Source organism: Ramlibacter ginsenosidimutans, assembly GCF_016654015.1.
GTDB lineage: Bacteria > Pseudomonadota > Gammaproteobacteria > Burkholderiales > Burkholderiaceae_C > Ramlibacter > Ramlibacter ginsenosidimutans.
This window is the reverse complement of the sequence record NZ_JAEPWM010000001.1, coordinates 63,049-80,896: the sequence shown is the minus strand read 5'-3', so window position 1 is coordinate 80,896 and position 17,848 is coordinate 63,049. Positions and strand designations below refer to the sequence as shown.

Annotated in this window: 22 protein-coding genes; 20 read left to right on the top strand and 2 right to left on the bottom strand. The window is 68.1% G+C overall.

All coding sequences use genetic code 11. From position 1 onward, the window contains the following. Positions 1-37: 37 nt before the first annotated feature. From uvrA to JJB11_RS00390, 10 genes are all read left to right on the top strand, one after another. Positions 38-2,707 carry an excinuclease ABC subunit UvrA gene (uvrA, locus tag JJB11_RS00435; RefSeq protein ID WP_201165937.1) on the top strand — a complete coding sequence of 890 codons (2,670 nt, stop codon included), beginning with the start codon at positions 38-40 and terminating at the stop codon, positions 2,705-2,707. 154 nt (positions 2,708-2,861) lie between these two features. Further along, positions 2,862-3,518 carry a TetR/AcrR family transcriptional regulator gene (locus tag JJB11_RS00430; RefSeq protein WP_201165936.1) on the top strand — a complete coding sequence of 219 codons (657 nt, stop codon included), beginning with the start codon at positions 2,862-2,864 and terminating at the stop codon, positions 3,516-3,518. Further along, positions 3,515-4,405, top strand: a complete 891-nt coding sequence (locus JJB11_RS00425) for an SDR family oxidoreductase (RefSeq protein ID WP_201165935.1) — start codon at positions 3,515-3,517, stop codon at positions 4,403-4,405. The genes JJB11_RS00430 and JJB11_RS00425 overlap by 4 nt, the downstream gene beginning before the upstream one ends. Continuing rightward, positions 4,402-6,003, top strand: a complete 1,602-nt coding sequence (locus tag JJB11_RS00420) for an acyl-CoA carboxylase subunit beta (protein WP_201165934.1) — start codon at positions 4,402-4,404, stop codon at positions 6,001-6,003. The genes JJB11_RS00425 and JJB11_RS00420 overlap by 4 nt, the downstream gene beginning before the upstream one ends. Positions 6,004-6,012: 9 nt before the next feature. Next, positions 6,013-7,188 carry an acyl-CoA dehydrogenase family protein gene (locus tag JJB11_RS00415; protein WP_201165933.1) on the top strand — a complete coding sequence of 392 codons (1,176 nt, stop codon included), beginning with the start codon at positions 6,013-6,015 and terminating at the stop codon, positions 7,186-7,188. 7 nt (positions 7,189-7,195) lie between these two features. After that, positions 7,196-9,061 carry an acetyl/propionyl/methylcrotonyl-CoA carboxylase subunit alpha gene (locus tag JJB11_RS00410; protein WP_340643132.1) on the top strand — a complete coding sequence of 622 codons (1,866 nt, stop codon included), beginning with the start codon at positions 7,196-7,198 and terminating at the stop codon, positions 9,059-9,061. Continuing rightward, complete coding sequence (locus JJB11_RS00405; protein WP_201165931.1) at positions 9,058-9,543, top strand: thioesterase family protein; 486 nt, start codon at positions 9,058-9,060, stop codon at positions 9,541-9,543. The genes JJB11_RS00410 and JJB11_RS00405 overlap by 4 nt, the downstream gene beginning before the upstream one ends. Before the next feature lie 287 nt (positions 9,544-9,830). Further along, positions 9,831-10,367, top strand: coding sequence for a type 1 glutamine amidotransferase domain-containing protein (locus JJB11_RS00400; RefSeq protein ID WP_277988747.1), 537 nt, complete (start codon positions 9,831-9,833; stop codon positions 10,365-10,367). 159 nt (positions 10,368-10,526) lie between these two features. Next, on the top strand, positions 10,527-11,942 hold the full coding sequence (gene gndA / locus JJB11_RS00395) for an NADP-dependent phosphogluconate dehydrogenase (RefSeq protein WP_201165929.1): 1,416 nt from the start codon (positions 10,527-10,529) through the stop codon (positions 11,940-11,942). Between the two features lie 43 nt (positions 11,943-11,985). Continuing rightward, positions 11,986-12,213 (top strand): DUF3820 family protein, encoded by a 228-nt coding sequence (locus tag JJB11_RS00390; protein WP_201165928.1) that lies wholly within the window; start codon positions 11,986-11,988, stop codon positions 12,211-12,213. 3 nt (positions 12,214-12,216) lie between these two features. On the opposite strand, the gene JJB11_RS00385 is transcribed toward JJB11_RS00390, so the two are convergent. Then, positions 12,217-12,591 (bottom strand): winged helix-turn-helix domain-containing protein, encoded by a 375-nt coding sequence (locus JJB11_RS00385; RefSeq protein ID WP_201165927.1) that lies wholly within the window; start codon positions 12,589-12,591, stop codon positions 12,217-12,219. A gap of 352 nt (positions 12,592-12,943) precedes the next feature. On the opposite strand from JJB11_RS00385, the gene JJB11_RS00380 reads away from it, so the two are divergent. The 10 genes from JJB11_RS00380 (at position 12,944) to JJB11_RS00335 (ending at position 16,963) form a co-directional block, all read left to right on the top strand. Further along, complete coding sequence (locus JJB11_RS00380) at positions 12,944-13,234, top strand: hypothetical protein (protein WP_201165926.1); 291 nt, start codon at positions 12,944-12,946, stop codon at positions 13,232-13,234. A 67-nt stretch (positions 13,235-13,301) separates the two neighbouring features. After that, positions 13,302-13,529 carry a hypothetical protein gene (locus JJB11_RS00375; RefSeq protein ID WP_201165925.1) on the top strand — a complete coding sequence of 76 codons (228 nt, stop codon included), beginning with the start codon at positions 13,302-13,304 and terminating at the stop codon, positions 13,527-13,529. A gap of 22 nt (positions 13,530-13,551) precedes the next feature. Further along, positions 13,552-13,785: a GrpB family protein gene (locus JJB11_RS00370; protein ID WP_201165924.1), complete on the top strand. Its 234-nt coding sequence runs from the start codon at positions 13,552-13,554 to the stop codon at positions 13,783-13,785. Continuing rightward, on the top strand, positions 13,698-13,889 hold the full coding sequence (locus JJB11_RS00365; RefSeq protein ID WP_201165923.1) for a hypothetical protein: 192 nt from the start codon (positions 13,698-13,700) through the stop codon (positions 13,887-13,889). The genes JJB11_RS00370 and JJB11_RS00365 overlap by 88 nt, the downstream gene beginning before the upstream one ends. 183 nt (positions 13,890-14,072) lie before the next feature. Continuing rightward, complete coding sequence (locus tag JJB11_RS00360; protein WP_201165922.1) at positions 14,073-14,351, top strand: hypothetical protein; 279 nt, start codon at positions 14,073-14,075, stop codon at positions 14,349-14,351. A 165-nt stretch (positions 14,352-14,516) separates the two neighbouring features. Then, positions 14,517-14,918 (top strand): rhodanese-like domain-containing protein, encoded by a 402-nt coding sequence (locus JJB11_RS00355; RefSeq protein ID WP_340643131.1) that lies wholly within the window; start codon positions 14,517-14,519, stop codon positions 14,916-14,918. 108 nt (positions 14,919-15,026) lie between these two features. Continuing rightward, the gene (locus JJB11_RS00350; RefSeq protein WP_201165920.1) at positions 15,027-15,530 is read left to right on the top strand and encodes a hypothetical protein; all 504 of its coding nucleotides are present in this window, start codon (positions 15,027-15,029) and stop codon (positions 15,528-15,530) included. Between the two features lie 174 nt (positions 15,531-15,704). Further along, positions 15,705-16,019 carry a helix-turn-helix domain-containing protein gene (locus tag JJB11_RS25880; protein ID WP_340643126.1) on the top strand — a complete coding sequence of 105 codons (315 nt, stop codon included), beginning with the start codon at positions 15,705-15,707 and terminating at the stop codon, positions 16,017-16,019. A gap of 130 nt (positions 16,020-16,149) precedes the next feature. After that, positions 16,150-16,368: a DUF7661 family protein gene (locus JJB11_RS00340; protein WP_201165918.1), complete on the top strand. Its 219-nt coding sequence runs from the start codon at positions 16,150-16,152 to the stop codon at positions 16,366-16,368. A 121-nt stretch (positions 16,369-16,489) separates the two neighbouring features. Next, the gene (locus tag JJB11_RS00335) at positions 16,490-16,963 is read left to right on the top strand and encodes a GNAT family N-acetyltransferase (RefSeq protein ID WP_201165917.1); all 474 of its coding nucleotides are present in this window, start codon (positions 16,490-16,492) and stop codon (positions 16,961-16,963) included. A gap of 319 nt (positions 16,964-17,282) precedes the next feature. On the opposite strand, the gene JJB11_RS00330 is transcribed toward JJB11_RS00335, so the two are convergent. Further along, positions 17,283-17,774 carry a CDP-archaeol synthase gene (locus JJB11_RS00330; RefSeq protein ID WP_201165916.1) on the bottom strand — a complete coding sequence of 164 codons (492 nt, stop codon included), beginning with the start codon at positions 17,772-17,774 and terminating at the stop codon, positions 17,283-17,285. Between the last annotated feature and the right edge of the window lie 74 nt (positions 17,775-17,848).

Sequence of the window (17,848 nt, the reverse complement as noted above, 5' to 3'; positions counted from 1 at the left end):
CCTGACGCTGGTGGGCCTGCCGCTACCGTCGCCGCAGATGGGAAAAGAACACAAGACAAACCAGGACGACGAGCGCCACGCGCCGGCGTCAGCGGAGCAGGGCTTCGTGCGGGTGCGTGGGGCACGCGAGCACAACCTGCAGGACGTGGACGTCGACGTTCCCCGCGACGCGCTCGTGGTGTTCAGCGGTGTGTCGGGCTCCGGTAAGTCTTCGCTCGCCTTCGGCACCATCTATGCCGAAGCGCAGCGCCGGTACCTCGAGTCGGTGTCGCCCTATGCCCGCCGCCTGATCGACCAGGCCGGCGTGCCGGACGTCGATTCCATCGAGGGGCTGCCGCCCGCTGTCGCGTTGCAGCAGCAGCGCGGCGCGACCAGCACGCGGTCGTCGGTCGGCAGCGTGACGACCATTTCCAGTCTCCTGCGCATGCTCTATTCGCGCGTGGGCCACTACCCGCCGGGCCAGCCCATGCTGTATGCGGAGGACTTCTCGCCCAATACGCCGCAGGGCGCGTGCCCGCGTTGCCACGGCCAAGGGCGCGTGTACGACGCGACCGAGGCATCGATGGTGCCTGATGACAAGCTCACCATCCGCGAGCGCGCCATCGCTGCCTGGCCGCCGGCGTGGCACGGGCAGAACCTGCGCGACATCCTGGTGAGCCTGGGCCACGACGTGGATACGCCCTGGCGCGAGCTGCCGAAGAAGGTCCGCGACTGGATCCTGTTCACCGACGAGACGCCGACCGTGCCGGTCTATCCCGGCTTCACGCCCAAGGAGACGAAGGCCGCCCTGCGCCATCGGACCGAGCCGGCGTACATGGGCACCTTCACCGGCGCGCGCAACTACCTGCTGCACACCTTCGCCGGCACGCAGAGCGCGATGATGCGCAAGCGCGTGGCGCAGTTCCTCGTGAGCGCGCCGTGCCCGGTGTGCCACGGCAAGCGGCTCAAGCCGGAGGCGCTGACGGTGACCTTCGCCGGCCACGACATCGGCGCGCTGTCGCAGATGACCCTGGAGGACGTGCACGCGATCATGAGGCCGGTCGCGCTGGGAGAGTTGCCGCAGCAGACGTCCGCAGGCGACACGGTGAGCCGCGCGGCGTCGACGCAGGAGCGCGATCAGCGCGTGCGCGCGGGCGGCGCCTCGCATGCCGCCGCGCCCGACGTGCGCCTCACCTCGGAGCTGTCGGAAGAGAAGCGGCTGGCAGCGCGGCGGCTCGCGCGCGATCTCTGCGGGAGGCTGCAGACGCTGGTGGAGCTCGGCCTCGGCTATCTCTCGCTCGAACGCAGCACGCCGACCTTGTCGCCAGGCGAACTGCAGCGCCTGCGGCTGGCGACCCAGCTCGGTTCCCAGTTGTTCGGTGTCATCTACGTGCTGGACGAGCCCTCGGCGGGCCTCCATTCCGCCGATGGCGAGGCGCTGCTCGATGCCTTGCGGCGGCTCAAGCGCAGCGGCAACTCGGTGTACGTGGTGGAGCACGACCTGTCGCTCATGCGGCGCGCGGACTGGCTGGTGGACGTAGGTCCTGCCGCGGGCGAACGCGGCGGCCGCGTGTTGTACAGCGGTCCGCCGGCCGGGCTGGCCGAGGTGCAGGCGTCGCAGACGCGGCCGTACCTGTTCGGCGAAGTGCGGCTGCCTGCGCGCGCTGCGCGGCCGGCGCGCGGCTGGTTGCGGCTGGAAGGCGTCACGCGCAACAACCTGCAGGACCTCAAGGCGGCGTTTCCCCTCGGCTGCCTCACGGCGGTGGCGGGCGTGTCGGGCTCGGGCAAGTCGACTCTGGTCACGCGCGCGCTGCTGGAGCTGGTGGCGCAGCACCTCGGAAGCGAGCTGCCCGAAGGCGAAGAGGAAGAGGCCGACGAGGTGCTGGAGCCGACCGCGCGCGATGCCGTCTGGTCGGGGCGGCTTGGGGGCGATACACAGGCGATCCGCCGGCTGGTGCAGGTGGACCAGAAGCCGATCGGCCGCACGCCGCGGTCCAACCTTGCCACCTACACGGGCCTGTTCGACACGGTGCGCAAGCTGTTCGCCGCCACGCCCGCCGCGCGCAAGCGCCGCTACGACCCCGGGCGCTTCTCGTTCAACGTCGCCAAGGGACGCTGCGAAACCTGCGAGGGTGAAGGCTTCGTGTCGGTGGAACTGATGTTCATGCCCAGCGTGTACGCGCCTTGCCCCACCTGCCATGGCGCGCGCTACAACGCGCAGACGCTGGAGATCCTGTGGCAGGGCAAGAGCATCGCCGAGGTGCTGGGCATGACGGTGGAACAGGCGGCGGAATTCTTCGCGAGCGAGCCCGCGGTGCTGCGGTCGCTGGAGGTGCTGCTGGACATCGGCCTGGGCTACCTGCGCCTGGGCCAGCCGGCGACGGAGTTGTCGGGCGGCGAGGCGCAGCGCATCAAGCTCGCCACCGAGCTGCAGCGCACGCACCGCGGCGACACGCTGTACGTGCTGGACGAACCGACGACGGGCCTGCACGCGGCCGACGTCGATCGCCTGCTCGCGCAATTGCAGCGGCTGGTCGAGGAAGGCAACACCGTGGTGCTGGTGGAGCACGACATGCGCGTGGTGGCGCAGGCGGACTGGGTGATCGACATGGGGCCGGGCGCGGGCGAGCAGGGCGGCCGCATCCTTGCGGCGGGTACGCCGCAGGAAGTCGCCAAGGCGCAAGGCAGCCGGACGGCGCCTTACCTGGCCGAAGCGCTGGACGGCTGATCCAGGGTCCTCGTGGCGTCGGCGGCGAAGCGCGGGCAGCTGGGGTTCGCCTGCGGCTCACCACCAGCCTACGATCCCATCGAACCGCCGCCTCCGACATTTTCGCCAAGCGCTTGCTTGCCGTAATTGGGCGGCTCTGCTATGGTCCCCCGCCATGCAGACCGCACTGGCAAGCACGCGTGCAGCTCCCGCTGCCAAGCGGCCGCGCGGGCGGCCGCGCAAGACGCTGGACGAGCGCGACGACGGCAACCGCCGGCGCGCACTGATCGTGGGCGCGGCGCGCCTGTTCCGCCGCAAGGGGTTCGACGGCACCAGCACGCGCGACATCGCGGCGGCGGCCGGCATGCAGAGCGGCTCGCCCTTCTATCACTTCCGCAGCAAGCAGGCCTTGCTCTTCGCAGTGATGGAGGAGGGCATGCGGCATGCCGTGGAGCGCCAGAGCGAGGCGGTGGCGGCGGCCGGTGCGCTGTCGGCACCCGAGCAACTGCGGCTGCTGGTGCGCAAGCACTTCGAGGTGCTGCTGGGGCCGGGCAACGACTTCATTCCGGTCATGCTGTACGAAGCGCGCTCGCTCACGCCGCGCCAGCGCGCCACGCTGGCCGGCCTGCAGGCGCAGTACGAGGCCGCCTGGCAGCCGGTGCTGCAGGCCTTGCACCAGAGCGGCCGGCTGAAGGCGGACGTGAAGCTCGCGCGCCTGCTGATCTTCGGCGCGCTGAACTGGTCGGTGCAGTGGTTCGACCGGCGCAAGGGCGCGACGCTGGAGCAGCTGACCGACGCCGCGCTGGCCTTGTTCATCGGGGAGAAGCAATGACCGGGCATTACCGTTCCGTGTTCGCACCCGGCCTGTTCGCGGGCCAGGTGATCGTCGTCACCGGTGGCGGCTCCGGCATCGGCCGCTGCACCGCGCACGAACTGGCATCGCTGGGTGCGCACGTGGTGCTGCTGGGGCGCAAGCTGGACAAGCTGCAGGCGGTGGCCGAGGAGATCATCGTCGACGGCGGCCGCTGCACCTTCCACGCCTGCGACATTCGTGACGAGACGTCGGTGCAGGACATCGTGCAGGCGACGGTCGTGGCGCACGGGCGCATCCACGGCCTCGTGAACAACGCCGGCGGCCAGTACATCTCGCCTCTGGAGAAGATCAGCGCCAAGGGCTGGGACGCGGTGGTCGCGACCAACCTCACGGGCGGCTTCCTGGTCGCACGCGAGTGCTACCTGCAGTCCATGCAAGCGCATGGCGGCGCCATCGTCAACATCGTGGCGGACGTGTGGGGCTCCATGCCCGGCATGGCCCACAGCGGCGCCGCGCGCGCGGGCATGGTGAGCTTCACCGAGACGGCCGCGCTGGAGTGGGCGAAGAGCGGGGTGCGAGTGAATGCGGTCGCGCCGGGCTACATCGCCTCCAGCGGCATGGACCACTATCCGCCCGAGGCCGTGCCCATGCTGCGCGAGATGGTGCAGACCGTGCCGGCAGGACGCTTCGGCACGGAGGCAGAGACTTCCGCCGGCATCGTGTTCCTGCTGTCGCCGGCCGCGTCCTTCATCAGCGGCAGCGTGCTGCGCATCGACGGCGCCCGGCCGCAGGTGCGCATGGGATGGGGGCAGGTCGCGGCGCCGCCGGAGGTGCAGCAGCGCGATGCGGTGCGGCCGTTCGACGGCTTCCATCGCTACGTCCCGCCCAAGCTGCTGAAGCCATGAAGTTCGCGCCGTCCTGGGATCCGACCACCGCCATAGCGCAACAGCGGCGCGACGCCATGCTGGTGCGCCTGCGCGAGCTGCGGGCGCTGGAGCAGCGCGCGGTGGATCGCTCGGCCGAGGCGCGACCGGTCTTCGACAAGCGCGGGCAGTTGCTGCCGCGCGAGCGCGTGGGGCTGCTGCTCGATCCGGGCGAGCCCTTCCTGCCGCTGTGCACGCTGGCGGGCTACCAGCAGGACACGCGCGAGGCCGCGTCCTCGATCCCGGGCGGCGGCATGGTCGCTGGCATCGGCTTCGTGCGCGGCACGCGCTGCATGGTGGTGGCGAGCGATTCCGGCATCGATGCGGGGGCGATCCAGCCGATGGGGCTGGAGAAGATCCTGCGCCTGCAGGAGATCGCGCTGGAGAACCGGTTGCCCTTCGTGCATCTCGTGGAGAGCGCGGGTGCGAACCTGATGCGCTATCGCGTGGAGGGCTTCGTGCAGGGCGGGGCGCTGTTCCGCAACCTGGCGCGCCTGTCCGCGGCGGGCATTCCGGTGATCACCGTGCAGCACGGGTCGGGGACGGCCGGTGGTGCGTACATGCCGGGGCTGAGCGACATCGTGATCATGGTGCGCGGGCGTTCGCGTGCGTTCCTCGCAGGGCCGCCGTTGCTCAAGGCGGCGACGGGGGAAGTCGCGACCGAGGAGGAACTCGGTGGCGCGGAGATGCACACGGCCGTGTCGGGGCTGGGCGAGTACCTCGCCGAAGACGATCGTCATGCGCTCGGAATCGCGCGGGAGGTGGTTGCGTCGCTCGGCTGGCAGCAAGAGCGGGCGAAATTGGAATCTGACCCCGATAAGGATGTTCTGCTCACGCTGATGCCGGCCAACTTGCGCGAGCCGGTCGACCTGCGCGAGGTGATGGTGCGGCTGGTGGATGGCGGGGAGTTGCTCGAGTTCAAGCCGGCGTATGGTGCGGCGACGGTGTGCGCGCAGGGGCGCATAGCCGGGCACGCGGTGGGCTTCATCGGCAACAACGGGCCGATCGACGTCGCGGGCGCGAACAAGGCGACGCATTTCATCCAGTGGATGTGCCAGCTCGGGCACGCCATCGTGTACCTGCAGAACACCACGGGCTACATCGTGGGCCGGGACAGCGAGCAGGCCGGCATGATCAAGCATGGCAGCAAGATGATCCAGGCGGTGACGAATGCGACCGTGCCGCAGCTCACCATCCAGTGCGGCGCCTCCTTCGGCGCGGGCAACTACGGCATGTGCGGGCGCGCCTATGCGCCGCGCTTTCTTTTCAGCTGGCCGAGCGCGCGCACGGCGGTGATGGGCGGCGAGCAGGCGGCGCGCACGATGCAGATCGTCAACGAGGCCGCGCTGGCGCGCAAAGGGCAGCGGCCCGATCCCGTGCAGGCGAAATTGCAGTTCGACCAGATCGTGGAGGTGTTCGAGTCGCAGGCCGATGCCTTCCACACCTCGGGCCTGCTGCTGGACGACGGCGTGATCGATCCGCGCCAGACCCGCGCCGTGCTGGCCTTCTGCCTGGACACGATCGCCGAAGCGCAAACCCGGCAACTGCGGCCCCTGCAGTTCGGCGTCGCGCGCATGTGAGGAGAGAGCATGGACTACAGCCACGAACATCGCGAGATCCAGAAGACGCTGCAGCGCTTCATCGCGGAGGAAATCAATCCGCACGTCGACGAGTGGGAGGAAGCGGAGATCTTCCCGGCGCACCAGGTGTTCAAGCGCCTGGGCCAGCTCGGGCTGCTGGGACTCACCAAGCCCGAGGCGTACGGCGGCGCGGGCCTGGACTATTCGTATTCCATGGCGATGGCCGAGGCGCTCGGGCACATCGAGTGCGGCGGCGTGCCCATGGCCATCGGCGTGCAGACCGACATGGCCACGCCCGCGCTGGCGCGCTTCGGCAGCGAAGAGTTGAAGCGCGAGTTCCTGGCGCCCGCGATTGCCGGTGACACGGTCGCCTGCATCGGCGTGAGCGAGCCGGCCGCCGGCAGCGACGTGTCCGGCATCAAGAGCCGCGCCCGCAAGGACGGCGACGACTACGTGATCACCGGCCAGAAGATGTGGATCACCAACAGCCTGCAGGCCGACTGGATGTGCATGCTGGTGAACACGGGCGAAGGCCCCGTGCACAAGAACAAGAGCCTGGTGATCGTGCCCATGCGCGAGCACGGCAAGCTGCGCCCCGGCATCGAGGTGGCGAAGAAGATCCGCAAGATCGGCATGAACAGCTCGGACACGGGCCTCATCTACTTCGACGAGGTGCGCGTGCCGCAGCGCTACCGCATCGGCGCGGAGGGGCGGGGCTTCATCTACCAGATGCAGCAGTTCCAGGAAGAACGGCTGTGGGCCGCCGCGAGCTGCCTGCAGTCGCTCACCAACTGCATCCAGTGGACCATCGAGTGGGCGCAGGAGCGCAAGCTGTTCGGCAGCAGCCTGGCCGACCAGCAGTGGGTGCAGTTCAAGCTGGCGGAACTGAAGACGGAAGTGGAGTCGCTGCGCGCGCTCACCTACCGGGCCTGCGACCTCTACGTGCAGGGCCAGGACGTGCTGGAACTCGCCTCCATGGCCAAGCTCAAGGCCGGCCGCCTGAACCGGCTGGTGCCCGACACCTGCCTGCAGTTCTGGGGCGGCATGGGCTTCACCTGGGAGAACAAGGTCTCGCGCATGTTCCGCGATGGCCGCCTCGCCTCGATCGGCGGCGGCGCTGACGAAGTGATGATGGGCATCCTCGCGAAGCTGATGGGCATCGCGAAGCGCCCCGGGCCGCAGTGAGATGAAGATCCGCCGGCTGCTTGTCGCCAATCGGGGGGAGATCGCGCGCCGCATCCTGCGCACGGCGGATCGCCTGGGCATCGAGACGGTGGCCGTGTACTCGCAGCCGGACGCCGACGCGCTGCACGTGCGCGAGGCGACGCAGGCCTGCGCCATCGGCGGCTTCGCCCCGGCCGACTCCTACCTGCGCATCGACAAGCTGCTGGCCGCCGCGCGCAGCAGCGGCGCCGACGCGGTGCATCCGGGCTATGGCTTTTTGAGCGAGAACGCGGAGTTCGCGCAGGCGGTGGAAGACGCGGGCCTCACCTGGATCGGGCCGCCGGCCGGCGCGATTCGCACGCTGGGCAGCAAGTCGCTCGCCAAGCAGCTGGCGCAGGCCCGCGGCATTCCCTGCCTGCCCGGCTACGCGGGCGAGGACCAGCGCGAGGAGCGCCTGCTCGCGGCCGCCGCGGACATCGGCTATCCGCTGATGGTGAAGGCCGCGGCGGGTGGTGGCGGACGCGGCATGCGGCTGGTGACCGAAGCAGCGCAGTTGCCGGCGGCCTTGCGCAGTGCGCGCTCGGAAGCGCAGGCGGCCTTCGGATCGGGCGAGCTGCTGCTGGAACGCGCCCTGGCCGCGCCGCGTCACGTCGAGGTGCAGGTGTTCGCCGACCTGCACGGCCACTGCATCCACCTGGGCGAGCGCGAATGCTCGGTGCAGCGGCGCCACCAGAAGCTGATCGAGGAGACGCCCAGCCCCGCGGTGGACGCGCAGCTGCGCGAGGCCATGGGAAGTTGCGCGATCGAGCTGGCCCGCGCCGCGGGCTACGCCGGCGCGGGCACCGTGGAATTCCTGCTGGACACTGACCGCTCCTTCTACCTGATGGAGATGAACACGCGCCTGCAGGTCGAGCACGCGGTCACCGAAATGGTCACGGGCCTCGACCTGGTGGAGTGGCAACTGCGGGTCGCCTGCGGCGAGCGCCTGCCGGGGCGGCAGGGCGACATCCGCCTGGACGGGCATGCGATCGAGGTGCGGCTGTGCGCGGAGGACGAGCACTTCCATCCGCATGCCGGCCGCATCCAGCAGTTCCTGGCGCCGCTGCCGGCGCAGCGCCGTGCCATGGGCCTGCGCTTCGACCACGCGATCCATGCCGGCATGGAGGTGTCGCCCTGGTATGACTCGCTGCTGGGCAAGCTGGTGGCGCATGCACCCACGCGCGCCGAGGCGATTGCCAAGCTCGCGTCCGCCCTGGACCACCTGCAGGTGCTCGGCCTGCCGACCAATCGCCGCTTGCTCGCCGGTTGCCTGCGCCATCCCGTGTTCGCACGGGGCGAGGCGCGCACCTCGTTCCTTGCCGACGAGGGAGAGTCCATTCGCCGGCAGCTGGAACAGGAGGAGCGCGCTTGCGCGCAGGCAGCGGCAGTCTCCGCCTTGCTGCCGCCGGGCGCGGCGCGCGAGCTGGCCTCGCCCTTCGTGCGGCCGCTGCGCATCGCGCACCGCGGGAGGCTGTTCGACCTGCCCCTGCGCGAGGACGATCGCGTTGCCCCCGCGCAGGCCGAGGTGGTCCGCCTCGACGGTGGTGGCTGGCACGTGCAGCTCGGTGCGGTGGACCTGTTCCTGCGCGACGCGTCCTTCGATGCGCCCGCGGGCGCGCAGTCCGCCCAGGCGGCGGACGAACTGCGCGTCCCGTTCAACGGCAAGGTGGTGGCCGTGCACGCCCGGCCCGGCGACGCGGTGCGAAAGGGCGAGACGCTGGTCGTCGTCGAGTCCATGAAGCTCGAACACGCGCTCGCCGCGCAGCGCGACGGCGTCGTGCGCAGCCTGCATGTGCAGGCGGGCCAGCAGGTGGCGCCCGCGCAGTTGCTCGTGACGCTGCAGGAGCCGGCATGACGCGCCAGCCGCCCGCGCCCGTGCAGCCGTTCGAGGACGAGTTCGTCACCGGGCTGCGCGCCATCTTCGAGGACCGCATCCTCTTCAACCGCGTGCTGGGCCTGAAGATCGCAGAGCTGCGGCCGGACGGCGTGATCGGCCGCATAGCGATGCGGCAGGAACTGGTCGGCCACTTCAGCTTCAACCGCCTGCATGGCGGCGTGATCAGCGCGGGACTCGACGCCATGGGCGGGCTGGCCGTGATGGCGGCCATCGGTGCGCGCCACATGGACGAGCCGCCGGCGCAGAGGCTGCACCGCTTCGGCAAGCTGGGCACGATCGACTTGCGCATCGACTACCTGCGCCCGGCGATCGGAGAGCACTTCGAACTGCGCGCCGAAGTGCTGCGCCTGGGCTCGCGCGTGGCGAGCACGCGCATGGAGTTCCTCGGCGCCGACGGCCGCCTGCTGTCCACCGGCGCGGGCGCGTACATCATCTCCTGAGCTGGTGCCCAGGCTTAGCCACGTAGGAGGCGGACAGCCAGAACGCAGAAGGCGCAAAAGGGGAACAGCCAAGGACGCAGAAAAGACAAAGTCCATTTTTTTATGGAAGTCCTTTTGCGTCCCTTGCGAAACCTTCGCGTCCTTTGCGTTCCGGATGTCCGGCTTCCGGTTGTCCGCCTTTCTCCTACACCCGCCTGGACGCCACGACGACGCCGTGCTCTCCGGCCCGGCCCAACATGGAAGGTTCTCAGGAGATGCACACGATGGCACAACAGGACCTCCATGGAATGAAAGTCGCGATCCTCGCCTGCGAGGGTTTCGAGCAGGCCGAACTGGCCGAGCCGCGCAAGGCCTTGCAGCAGGCGGGCGCGCAAACGAAGATCGCCTCGCTCAAGAAGGGCCAGATCCAGGGCTACAACCACCACACGCCGGCCGACAAGTTCGACGTCGACATGACCTTCGACGAGCTCGATGCCAACGACTTCGATGCCGTGCTGCTGCCGGGCGGCGTGATGAACGCCGACCAGATCCGCACCAACGAGCAGGCGCAGCAGTTCGTGCAGGCGATGCAGAAGCAGGACAAGCCCTTCGCGATCATCTGCCACGCGCCCTGGCTGCTCGTGTCCGCGGGGCTGGTGAAGGGGCGCACGCTCACCAGCTGGCCTTCGCTGCAGGACGACCTGCGCAACGCGGGCGCCGAGTGGGTCGACCAGGCGGTGGTGAAGGACAACAACTGGATCTCCAGCCGCAAGCCCGACGACATCCCGGCGTTCAACCAGGCCGTGATCGAGCTGATGGCTTCGCGCCAGCACCAGGCGGCGTGAGGGGCGGAGAGCTGGGGTTCGCTGGCACTCACCGCCAGCCTACCCCCGCCGCGGAACCCGCTAGCTGACGCGCGCGAGGCAGGTCCCGCGGGCGGGTCAAAGTCGCGCTAAGCTCTTCCCCCGGCGCGGGGTCACCGCGCGGAGTAGCAAGGGGTTGATATGGCGGAACAGCAGGCAGGCGACATCGGCGTGGTGGGACTCGGCGTGATGGGGCACAGCCTCGCGCTCAACCTGGTGCGCCACGGCTACACGGTCGTCGGCCTGGACCTGGACGAGGGCAAGCGCGCGCAACTCCTGCGCGTGGCAGAAGGGCGCGCGCGAGCAGTCGCTTCCGTGCTGGACATGCTGCAGGCACTTCAGTCGCCGCGCCGCATCCTGCTCATGGTCCCGGCGGGCGCGGCGGTCGACGCCGTGCTGGCCGAACTGCGCCCGCACCTCGCGCGCGGCGACGTGGTGATCGACGGCGGCAACACGCGCTACACGGACACGCAGCGGCGGATGGCCGCGCTGTCCGGCACCGGCATCCTCTACGTCGGCGCCGGCATCAGCGGCGGCGAGCAGGGTGCGCTGCTGGGTCCGTCCATCATGCCGGGAGGCGACGCGCAGGCGTGGCCGCTGCTGCGCCCCATGCTGCAGGCCATCGCCGCGAAGACCGCGGATGGCCAGCCGTGCTGCGAGTGGATGGGCAGCGGTGCCTCCGGGCACTTCGTCAAGATGGTGCACAACGGCATCGAGTACGCCGAGATGCAGTTGATCGGCGAGGTGTACGCGCTGCTGCGCGGCCTCGCCGGCCTGCACGCGCGCGAAGCAGGCCAGGTGTTCGCCAAGTGGAACCGCGGCGAGCTGGAAAGCTATCTCACCCAGATCACGGCGGACATCCTGCACCACGAGGACGCGGAGAGCGGTCAGCCGCTGGTGGACCTGATCCTCGACACGGCCGAACAGAAAGGCACGGGCAAGTGGGCCACGCAGGCCGCGCTGGACCTGGGCGTGCCCGCCTCGACCATGGGCGAGGCCGTCTTCGCGCGCGCGGTGAGCGCCGCCAAGCCGCTGCGCGAGCAGGCTGCGAAGTTGCTGCCGGGGCCGCGGCCCGACGGCGGCCAGGGACCGGAGTGGATCCCCAGGCTGCGCGACGCGCTGCTCGCCGCGCGCCTGTGCGCCTATGCGCAAGGCTTCCAGTTGCTGGCCGCCGGCAACGCGGAGTACCAGTGGGGCATGGACCTGGTGCGCATCGCCTCGGTCTGGCGAGCGGGCTGCATCATCCGCGCACGCGTGCTCGACGACCTGCGGGCGGCGCTGGCCGCCAGCCCGCCGCCGGCGCACCTGCTGCTCGCGCCCGGGCTCGGGGACATGCTCGCGCGCACGCAGCAGCCGCTGCGCGAAGTGGTCGCGGCGGCGGTGCTGCAGGGGACGCCAGTGCCGGGGCTGGCCAGTGCGCTCGCGAGCTACGATGGCCTGCGCACCGCGCGCCTGCCGGCCAACCTGCTGGCTGCGCAGCGCGACTACTTCGGCGCCCACCGCTACCAGCGCGTGGACCGTGCCGGCAGCTTCCACACCGACTGGATCGCGCTGTGACTCGGCGCGCAGGTGGCACCGGCAGGCCGGGGTGCGCGGCGCCATGAGCGACCCGCTGCTCAGGCTCGTGCAGGTGGAGATGCCCTATGGCAAGTACCAGGGCCGGCTGATCGCCGACCTGCCGGGCAACTACCTGAACTGGTTCGCCCGCGAAGGTTTTCCATCGGGCGAGCTCGGCCGCCTGCTGGCGCTGATGCACGAGATCGACCACAACGGGCTGAAGCACCTGCTCGCGCCCTTGCGCGCGCAGGCCGGCAGCAAGCCCGATTGAGGCTCAGGCGCCCTTGGCGGCCTTGACAAGCGCACGGGACAGTTGCGCGAAGTAGCGCAGCGCGTCGTCGGTGAGCTCCACCTGCTTGCGGCGCGCGTCCTCCGTATCGGCGAGCCTGATCCAGCCCTTTTCGCGCATGGACTTCAGCCGGCCGTGGATGGTGGCCGGCGCGCCGAGTTCTTCCTTGGCCATCATGTCGCGCACCGACAGCCGCTCGCCGGCGCGGGTCGCACGCGCCACCCAGGCCAGGATCTGCTCCTCGAGCGGGTCCAGCGGCGGCAGCGAGGACACGCCGCGGATGGCGTCGGACAACTGCAGGAAGCGCAGGTAGATGTCGGCTCCCGTCCTTGCCTTGGCGCTGTGGGTGGATCTGGTCACGCTGGAATTGTGAAGCAAAAAGTAGCAATATCACTGCTCTACCATGCCAGGCTTGCTGGACTCCTGACCGCACGCGGCCTCGCATCACGCCGCCCCGGCTGCTCGTGCTGGTGCTCGCTTACGCGCTGGCCAGCCCGTTGCTTCACTGTCGCTGCTTCGCGCTCGAAGGCCAGCCGCACCTGCTGCGCGGCTTCCTGGAATGCTCATCGGCGAGCTCGATGCGCCGCCGATCGTGATCTACGGATGCAAGGCCGTGCTCGCCCTGGCGCCCCGCGGCATACCCCGAACGGGGGTTTGACGCCGGCGCGGGCGGCTCGCTACGCTGCCTGCTTGTTCTGGAATCTGGATCGATATGCAGACACAGGCGGAGGGCTGGGGCGAACCGGCCGGCGTGCGGGACGCGGCCGGCCGCGCGAGCGGCACGCACGAGGACGCGGGCGCGCATGCGCGCTGCGGGATCGGCGTCCGCAGCGACATTCCCGTGCGCCGTTACGGCAGCGTCCCGCCGCCCGATGACGAGCCGGTGTGGGAACAGATCGACCGGGGCCGCCCGCGCAGCATCGCCGAGTCCGGCGGCGCCGCCGTGCTGCTGGTCGCGCTCGCCACGGCGGCGGTGGTCGGGTTGCTGGTGTACCTGAGGTGACCGCCTGGCGGCTGGCCAACGGCTCGTTACCTGCGGCCGAGCGAGCAGCCGATAGACTGAGGCGGCCATGAATGCGTCCTCCCGCCCGCAGGGCAACATCGCGCGATTGCATACCGACTGGGAGGAGATCAACAGTGAACTACGTCGCATGGAACAGGTGCTGTCCGACGCCATCGGTCTGTACCTGCGCGGCCAGACCGCCAAGCCGACTCACGCCATCGCGGAAGTCGAGCGGCTGCGGGCGCTGTGCGGCGAGCGCTTCGATGCGTTGATGAGGGCGATCCGCGAGGCGTGACGCTCGCCGAGTACGACCTCAAGTGGGTCGAGGCTTCCCACTTGAGCGGCGAGACCTTTGTGACGCCCTGGCCCCGTGGCTGTCGGGGAAGCGCGAACACATAGGAAGCACTGCGGTTCCCGGCCTTGCCGCCAAACCCATCATTGACAGCGACGTTAGTCCGCGCAAATGGAAATCCGCCGTCTTCGCGAATCCGATCTCGACGAGTTGCTTCGCCTTTACGCGCATCTGCACACAGCGGGCTGCTACAAGGTGATGCTTCAAACTGGCAGGCTGGATGAAGGAACGTTCCGGTTCTACGAAAGTGCCGGCTTCGATCGCCATGGCAAGCAGGCTTTCATCGCGCGACCCGAGATTTAACAGTTCGTTCGCAACCGACACCCAGTGGCACAGCGTCGCGTAGTGCCGTTGGAAATCGAGCGCCACGCGCCGCTTTGCCGCTGGTCGCCGCTCACCTTCACGTTAGGCATCAAAGTCACAGGGAGCTTGGCGCTCGCGCACTTCGATCAGACAATCGTCGCAGGCGTGGGGAGGCGCCTTCGAATGAAACAGCAGATCGCGCGGTTCTCGCCGCACCAGAACGGAAAGGTCTTTTCAGTGCTTGCCTTGGTGAGCTCGCTGGTATTCATGGTTCCGATGATGCTGATCGCATTTGCGAGCGCACCGCCGGAAGCCAGACCTCCAACATTGATCTTGCTTGTAATGCCGGTGCTGTACCTGGTGGCGGGCTATATCAGCGTCGCTATTGGATGCGCGGTGTACAACTTGCTATACAAGCACATTGGGGGAATTGAGTTCGAGGCACGTGGAGTTGATGCCTGACAGGTCGGTCGACTTGGGCACGTTGCGTCAAGGGGCTGCACCGCGGCGTCGGAGATCGTGCACCGTGCAGCCCCTTGCCACAACGTGCCGGTCATCTTCACGCTAGATCGCTTCATTGAGGGAGACGCTATGTCCAGAGTGGCGGGAAGGCGAGACGCTTTGGCAGTGATCGGCTTGGGACTTGTCGGGGTTGTTTGGGTCGCGACGGGCCAATCCAGCCGCTCGACGCGCTTCAGCGTGCCGGAAGTCGATGTTGCGAAAGCTAAAGCGCTCCTCGATGCTGGGGCGCTTGCAGTTGACGTTAGAGGCCAGGATCCGTTCGACTATCGGCATCTGCCAGGCGCAATGCTTATTCCGTTGGTCGCACTTCGGACGAGCATCCCGCTTGCATTGAGTCAGGCGAAAGAGCGTCAGATCGTGGTCTATTGCAATGACGGCCACAGCAGCGGCCCCGAAGCCACGGACATCCTTGTCCGGAACGGGTTCAAGTACGTCCAAAACCTCAAGAGTGGCGTCGAAGGTTGGGCGAGCGCAGGCCTTCCTTTGGTGAAGGCAGCGAATGCGTAGACCTCTCGTGTCACGATCTAACCTTGCGGTCGACACGGACGCCCACCGGCGTCCGCGAGCTGCGCTCGCTCCTGTTCGTGGCCCGGCACCTCTACGTTAGGGCGCACGATGTTCCGCCGATTCCCAGCAGTCGTTTTGTTCAGCGTTTTCAGCGCCGCGAACAATTCTCACGCTGCCGCATCGCCGGAAGGGTGGTGGGGAGCGAGCGAATCGCCATTGACCATCAACGGAAGCCGACCTTCTTTTGGTGAGAACTGGTACGTCTTGCCGAATGGTTCATCCGTTTGTGCTCTTCGAGTCAACGGAATGAACGAGGAGATATCCGGCATCCGCCTCTATCGCGGAACGCTGGCGGGCGGACACATGACCCTCTACAAGGGGCGTGTCATTCTCGGTCGCTATGCCGACGAGCCTGAACTGGCGAAGTTCGTGCCCTCCGACCCATTTCACTTCTTCATCGGATCTTCGGAGTTGGTGCTCCGGCTGCAATTGCCCGGCGAGAGAGCTGATCGCTTCATCCTTCTTGGTCGCCTCGGTGACGAGCCGGAAGATCCTCGCATCAGGAAGGCCGCTGAGGGCTGTCGAGATCCCCAGGGAGTGCCGCGGTCGTGAGCCCTGACAGGTCGTTCGACGCGGACACGCAACCGCATAGCGCCGCGAAGCGTGCCGGTGAGCATACGCCCGGCGGCGCAATGCCGTTGCATGCCGGGCAACTCCGACGTTAGACGGATGCGGAAGCTCACGTTCGCACTAGCGCTCCTCGGAGTGTTCGCTGGGAGATCCGCCGTGCCCTCGAAGAGTAAACCCCTGTCCGAAGCGCAATTGCGCGCATACGAATCCAAGCGCGACTTGGCAGTCGAATTGCTTGATTCAGTGCAGCAGATGAAGGCCGGGAAGACCCAGGTGGTTTCTTCCCCCGCAATCGAGGCCCGTGAGCGCACCGGACTCTCACAGTCGCAATTCGCCAAGCTGCTTGGAGTTTCCGTGCGCACCATTCAGGGCTGGGAGCAAGGCCGTAAGCAGCCGAGCGGGGCTGCTCGCACGCTTCTCGCCATCGCCCGCAAGAATCCCAAGGCATTGCTGGCGGTTGCTGGCGAGTAGCGGCGCGTGAGGAATAACAGGTCGGTCGATTCGGACACGTTGCGGCAAGAGGCCGCACAATGCCGTTGGAAATCTTGCACCGCGCGGCCCCTTGCCGCAACGTGCCGGTCACCCTCACGTTAGACCGCGCATGGACGCACTGCGCTTCAACGTCTTTGGTCGGATATTCCTCGTTCGACGCGAGGGCGAACTGTGGCAGGCTTATGCCGTCGGAGCCGATGGAAAGCAGTTGCCGGCGGGCTTCGTGATTCCCGACTTCATTGAGGATGCTGAGTTGGAGCAGTACCTGTTCGATCTCTTTCACGAAAACGCGACTCCAGGCCACGGTGACGTGCGGAGAATCCCGTGATGGTGGTCGTCCCCGTCAGGCGGTTCTCCTTGGTGGTGTTAGTTAACCTTGGCAGCCGATACGGACGTTCTCGCCGCACGCTGGCGCCGCCTACTGTCCGCCGCTCGTTTCTGCGTTAATCATGCGAACAAGCACAGTGACTCCTCCACTCGTCAGACCCATCCGGCACGATGACTACCCGCAATGGCGTCCACTCTGGGATGGCTACAACGCGTTCTACGGACGCAGCGGAGCCACCGCCCTGGACGAGCGTGTGACGGAACAGACATGGGAGCGGTTCTTTGATGCCGCCGAGTCGGTGCACGCGTTCGTAGCCGAACTGGACGGCAGGGTCGTCGGCATCGTGCACTTCCTGTTTCATCGCAGCACGACGCGTCTTGCTGACGTCTGCTACCTGCAGGACCTGTTCACCGACGAGGCATGCCGTGGCCGGGGAGTCGGGCGCGCGCTCATTCAGCAGGTGCTGGACACCGCGAAAGAGGCCGGGAGTTCGCGCGTCTACTGGACCACGCAGACGACCAACGTTGCTGGTCGCGCGCTCTATGACAGGATGGCCAAGCATCTCGGCTTCATCGTGTACTCGCATGAACTCTGACGCTTCGATGTCCAACAGGTCGGTCGACGCGGACCCGCGCCGGCAGCGCACCGCGAGGCGCGCAGGAGATCGTGCACCTCGCGGCGCGCGGTCGGTGCGTGCGGGTCAGTTCCGACCTTAGCCCTCAGTGGGATCCTCTGCCTTCATCGTGAAGGCGCCGGAAGCGGAGGAGTGCGTTCGCGAACTCCGGATGCTTTACGACGAGTCCGCGCGGTTGGGCGTTCCCGCGCATATCACGGTCCTGTTCGCCTTCATGGATGCGACGCTCATCTTCAGCGATGTGCCACTGCGCTCGCGCGAGGATCACCTTGCCCATCCTTCAGTGCGGCGTATCCCGCCATCCCAACCGATGTGCCAGCCGCGCCGCCGGCGTTTCCAGCAGGAGGAATGCGACTGCCACGCCCGTGATCAGCGGCCACGACAGCTGCAGCGGTTCATGCAGCACCAGCAAAGGCAGGACGGCCTCGGGCAGTTGATCGAGGCCGAACGAGCGGCCGCTAGTGGGCACGCCCAGCCGGCGCTTGGTGAAACTGGCCAGCGCATCCCCGACCATGCTCAGTGCGCCGGTGAGCGCACCGATGGCGGCGCTGAAGCCAAGGACGGGCGCGAGCAGCGCCGACAGCAGCACGGCGGAGGCCAGGCCTCGCCAGGTCTTGGAATGACCGAGCAAAGGACGGCCGTCACGGAACAGTACACCGCCATCGATCGGCCGATCCCATCGCGCTCGCAGCAGCAACTTGGCCGCGATGGGCCCGTTGTTGGCCACGGTCAGCAACAGCAGCAGGCGCAGGGCGAGCCAGAAGTCATCCATCGTTCTTCATTCTGGAAACGCCCCATGCCACGCGGTTGATGCACGTCAACTTGCTGCAGCGGCCACGGCCTACG

Coding starts and splice junctions, on each gene's coding strand:
- uvrA (WP_201165937.1), top strand. CDS start 38: ATGGGAAAAGAACACAAGACAAACCAGGACGACGAGCGCCACGCGCCG.
- JJB11_RS00430 (WP_201165936.1), top strand. CDS start 2,862: ATGCAGACCGCACTGGCAAGCACGCGTGCAGCTCCCGCTGCCAAGCGG.
- JJB11_RS00425 (WP_201165935.1), top strand. CDS start 3,515: ATGACCGGGCATTACCGTTCCGTGTTCGCACCCGGCCTGTTCGCGGGC.
- JJB11_RS00420 (WP_201165934.1), top strand. CDS start 4,402: ATGAAGTTCGCGCCGTCCTGGGATCCGACCACCGCCATAGCGCAACAG.
- JJB11_RS00415 (WP_201165933.1), top strand. CDS start 6,013: ATGGACTACAGCCACGAACATCGCGAGATCCAGAAGACGCTGCAGCGC.
- JJB11_RS00405 (WP_201165931.1), top strand. CDS start 9,058: ATGACGCGCCAGCCGCCCGCGCCCGTGCAGCCGTTCGAGGACGAGTTC.
- JJB11_RS00400 (WP_277988747.1), top strand. CDS start 9,831: ATGAAAGTCGCGATCCTCGCCTGCGAGGGTTTCGAGCAGGCCGAACTG.
- gndA (WP_201165929.1), top strand. CDS start 10,527: ATGGCGGAACAGCAGGCAGGCGACATCGGCGTGGTGGGACTCGGCGTG.
- JJB11_RS00390 (WP_201165928.1), top strand. CDS start 11,986: ATGAGCGACCCGCTGCTCAGGCTCGTGCAGGTGGAGATGCCCTATGGC.
- JJB11_RS00380 (WP_201165926.1), top strand. CDS start 12,944: ATGCAGACACAGGCGGAGGGCTGGGGCGAACCGGCCGGCGTGCGGGAC.
- JJB11_RS00375 (WP_201165925.1), top strand. CDS start 13,302: ATGAATGCGTCCTCCCGCCCGCAGGGCAACATCGCGCGATTGCATACC.
- JJB11_RS00365 (WP_201165923.1), top strand. CDS start 13,698: ATGGAAATCCGCCGTCTTCGCGAATCCGATCTCGACGAGTTGCTTCGC.
- JJB11_RS00360 (WP_201165922.1), top strand. CDS start 14,073: ATGAAACAGCAGATCGCGCGGTTCTCGCCGCACCAGAACGGAAAGGTC.
- JJB11_RS00350 (WP_201165920.1), top strand. CDS start 15,027: ATGTTCCGCCGATTCCCAGCAGTCGTTTTGTTCAGCGTTTTCAGCGCC.
- JJB11_RS00340 (WP_201165918.1), top strand. CDS start 16,150: ATGGACGCACTGCGCTTCAACGTCTTTGGTCGGATATTCCTCGTTCGA.
- JJB11_RS00335 (WP_201165917.1), top strand. CDS start 16,490: ATGCGAACAAGCACAGTGACTCCTCCACTCGTCAGACCCATCCGGCAC.
- JJB11_RS00330 (WP_201165916.1), bottom strand. CDS start 17,774: ATGGATGACTTCTGGCTCGCCCTGCGCCTGCTGCTGTTGCTGACCGTG.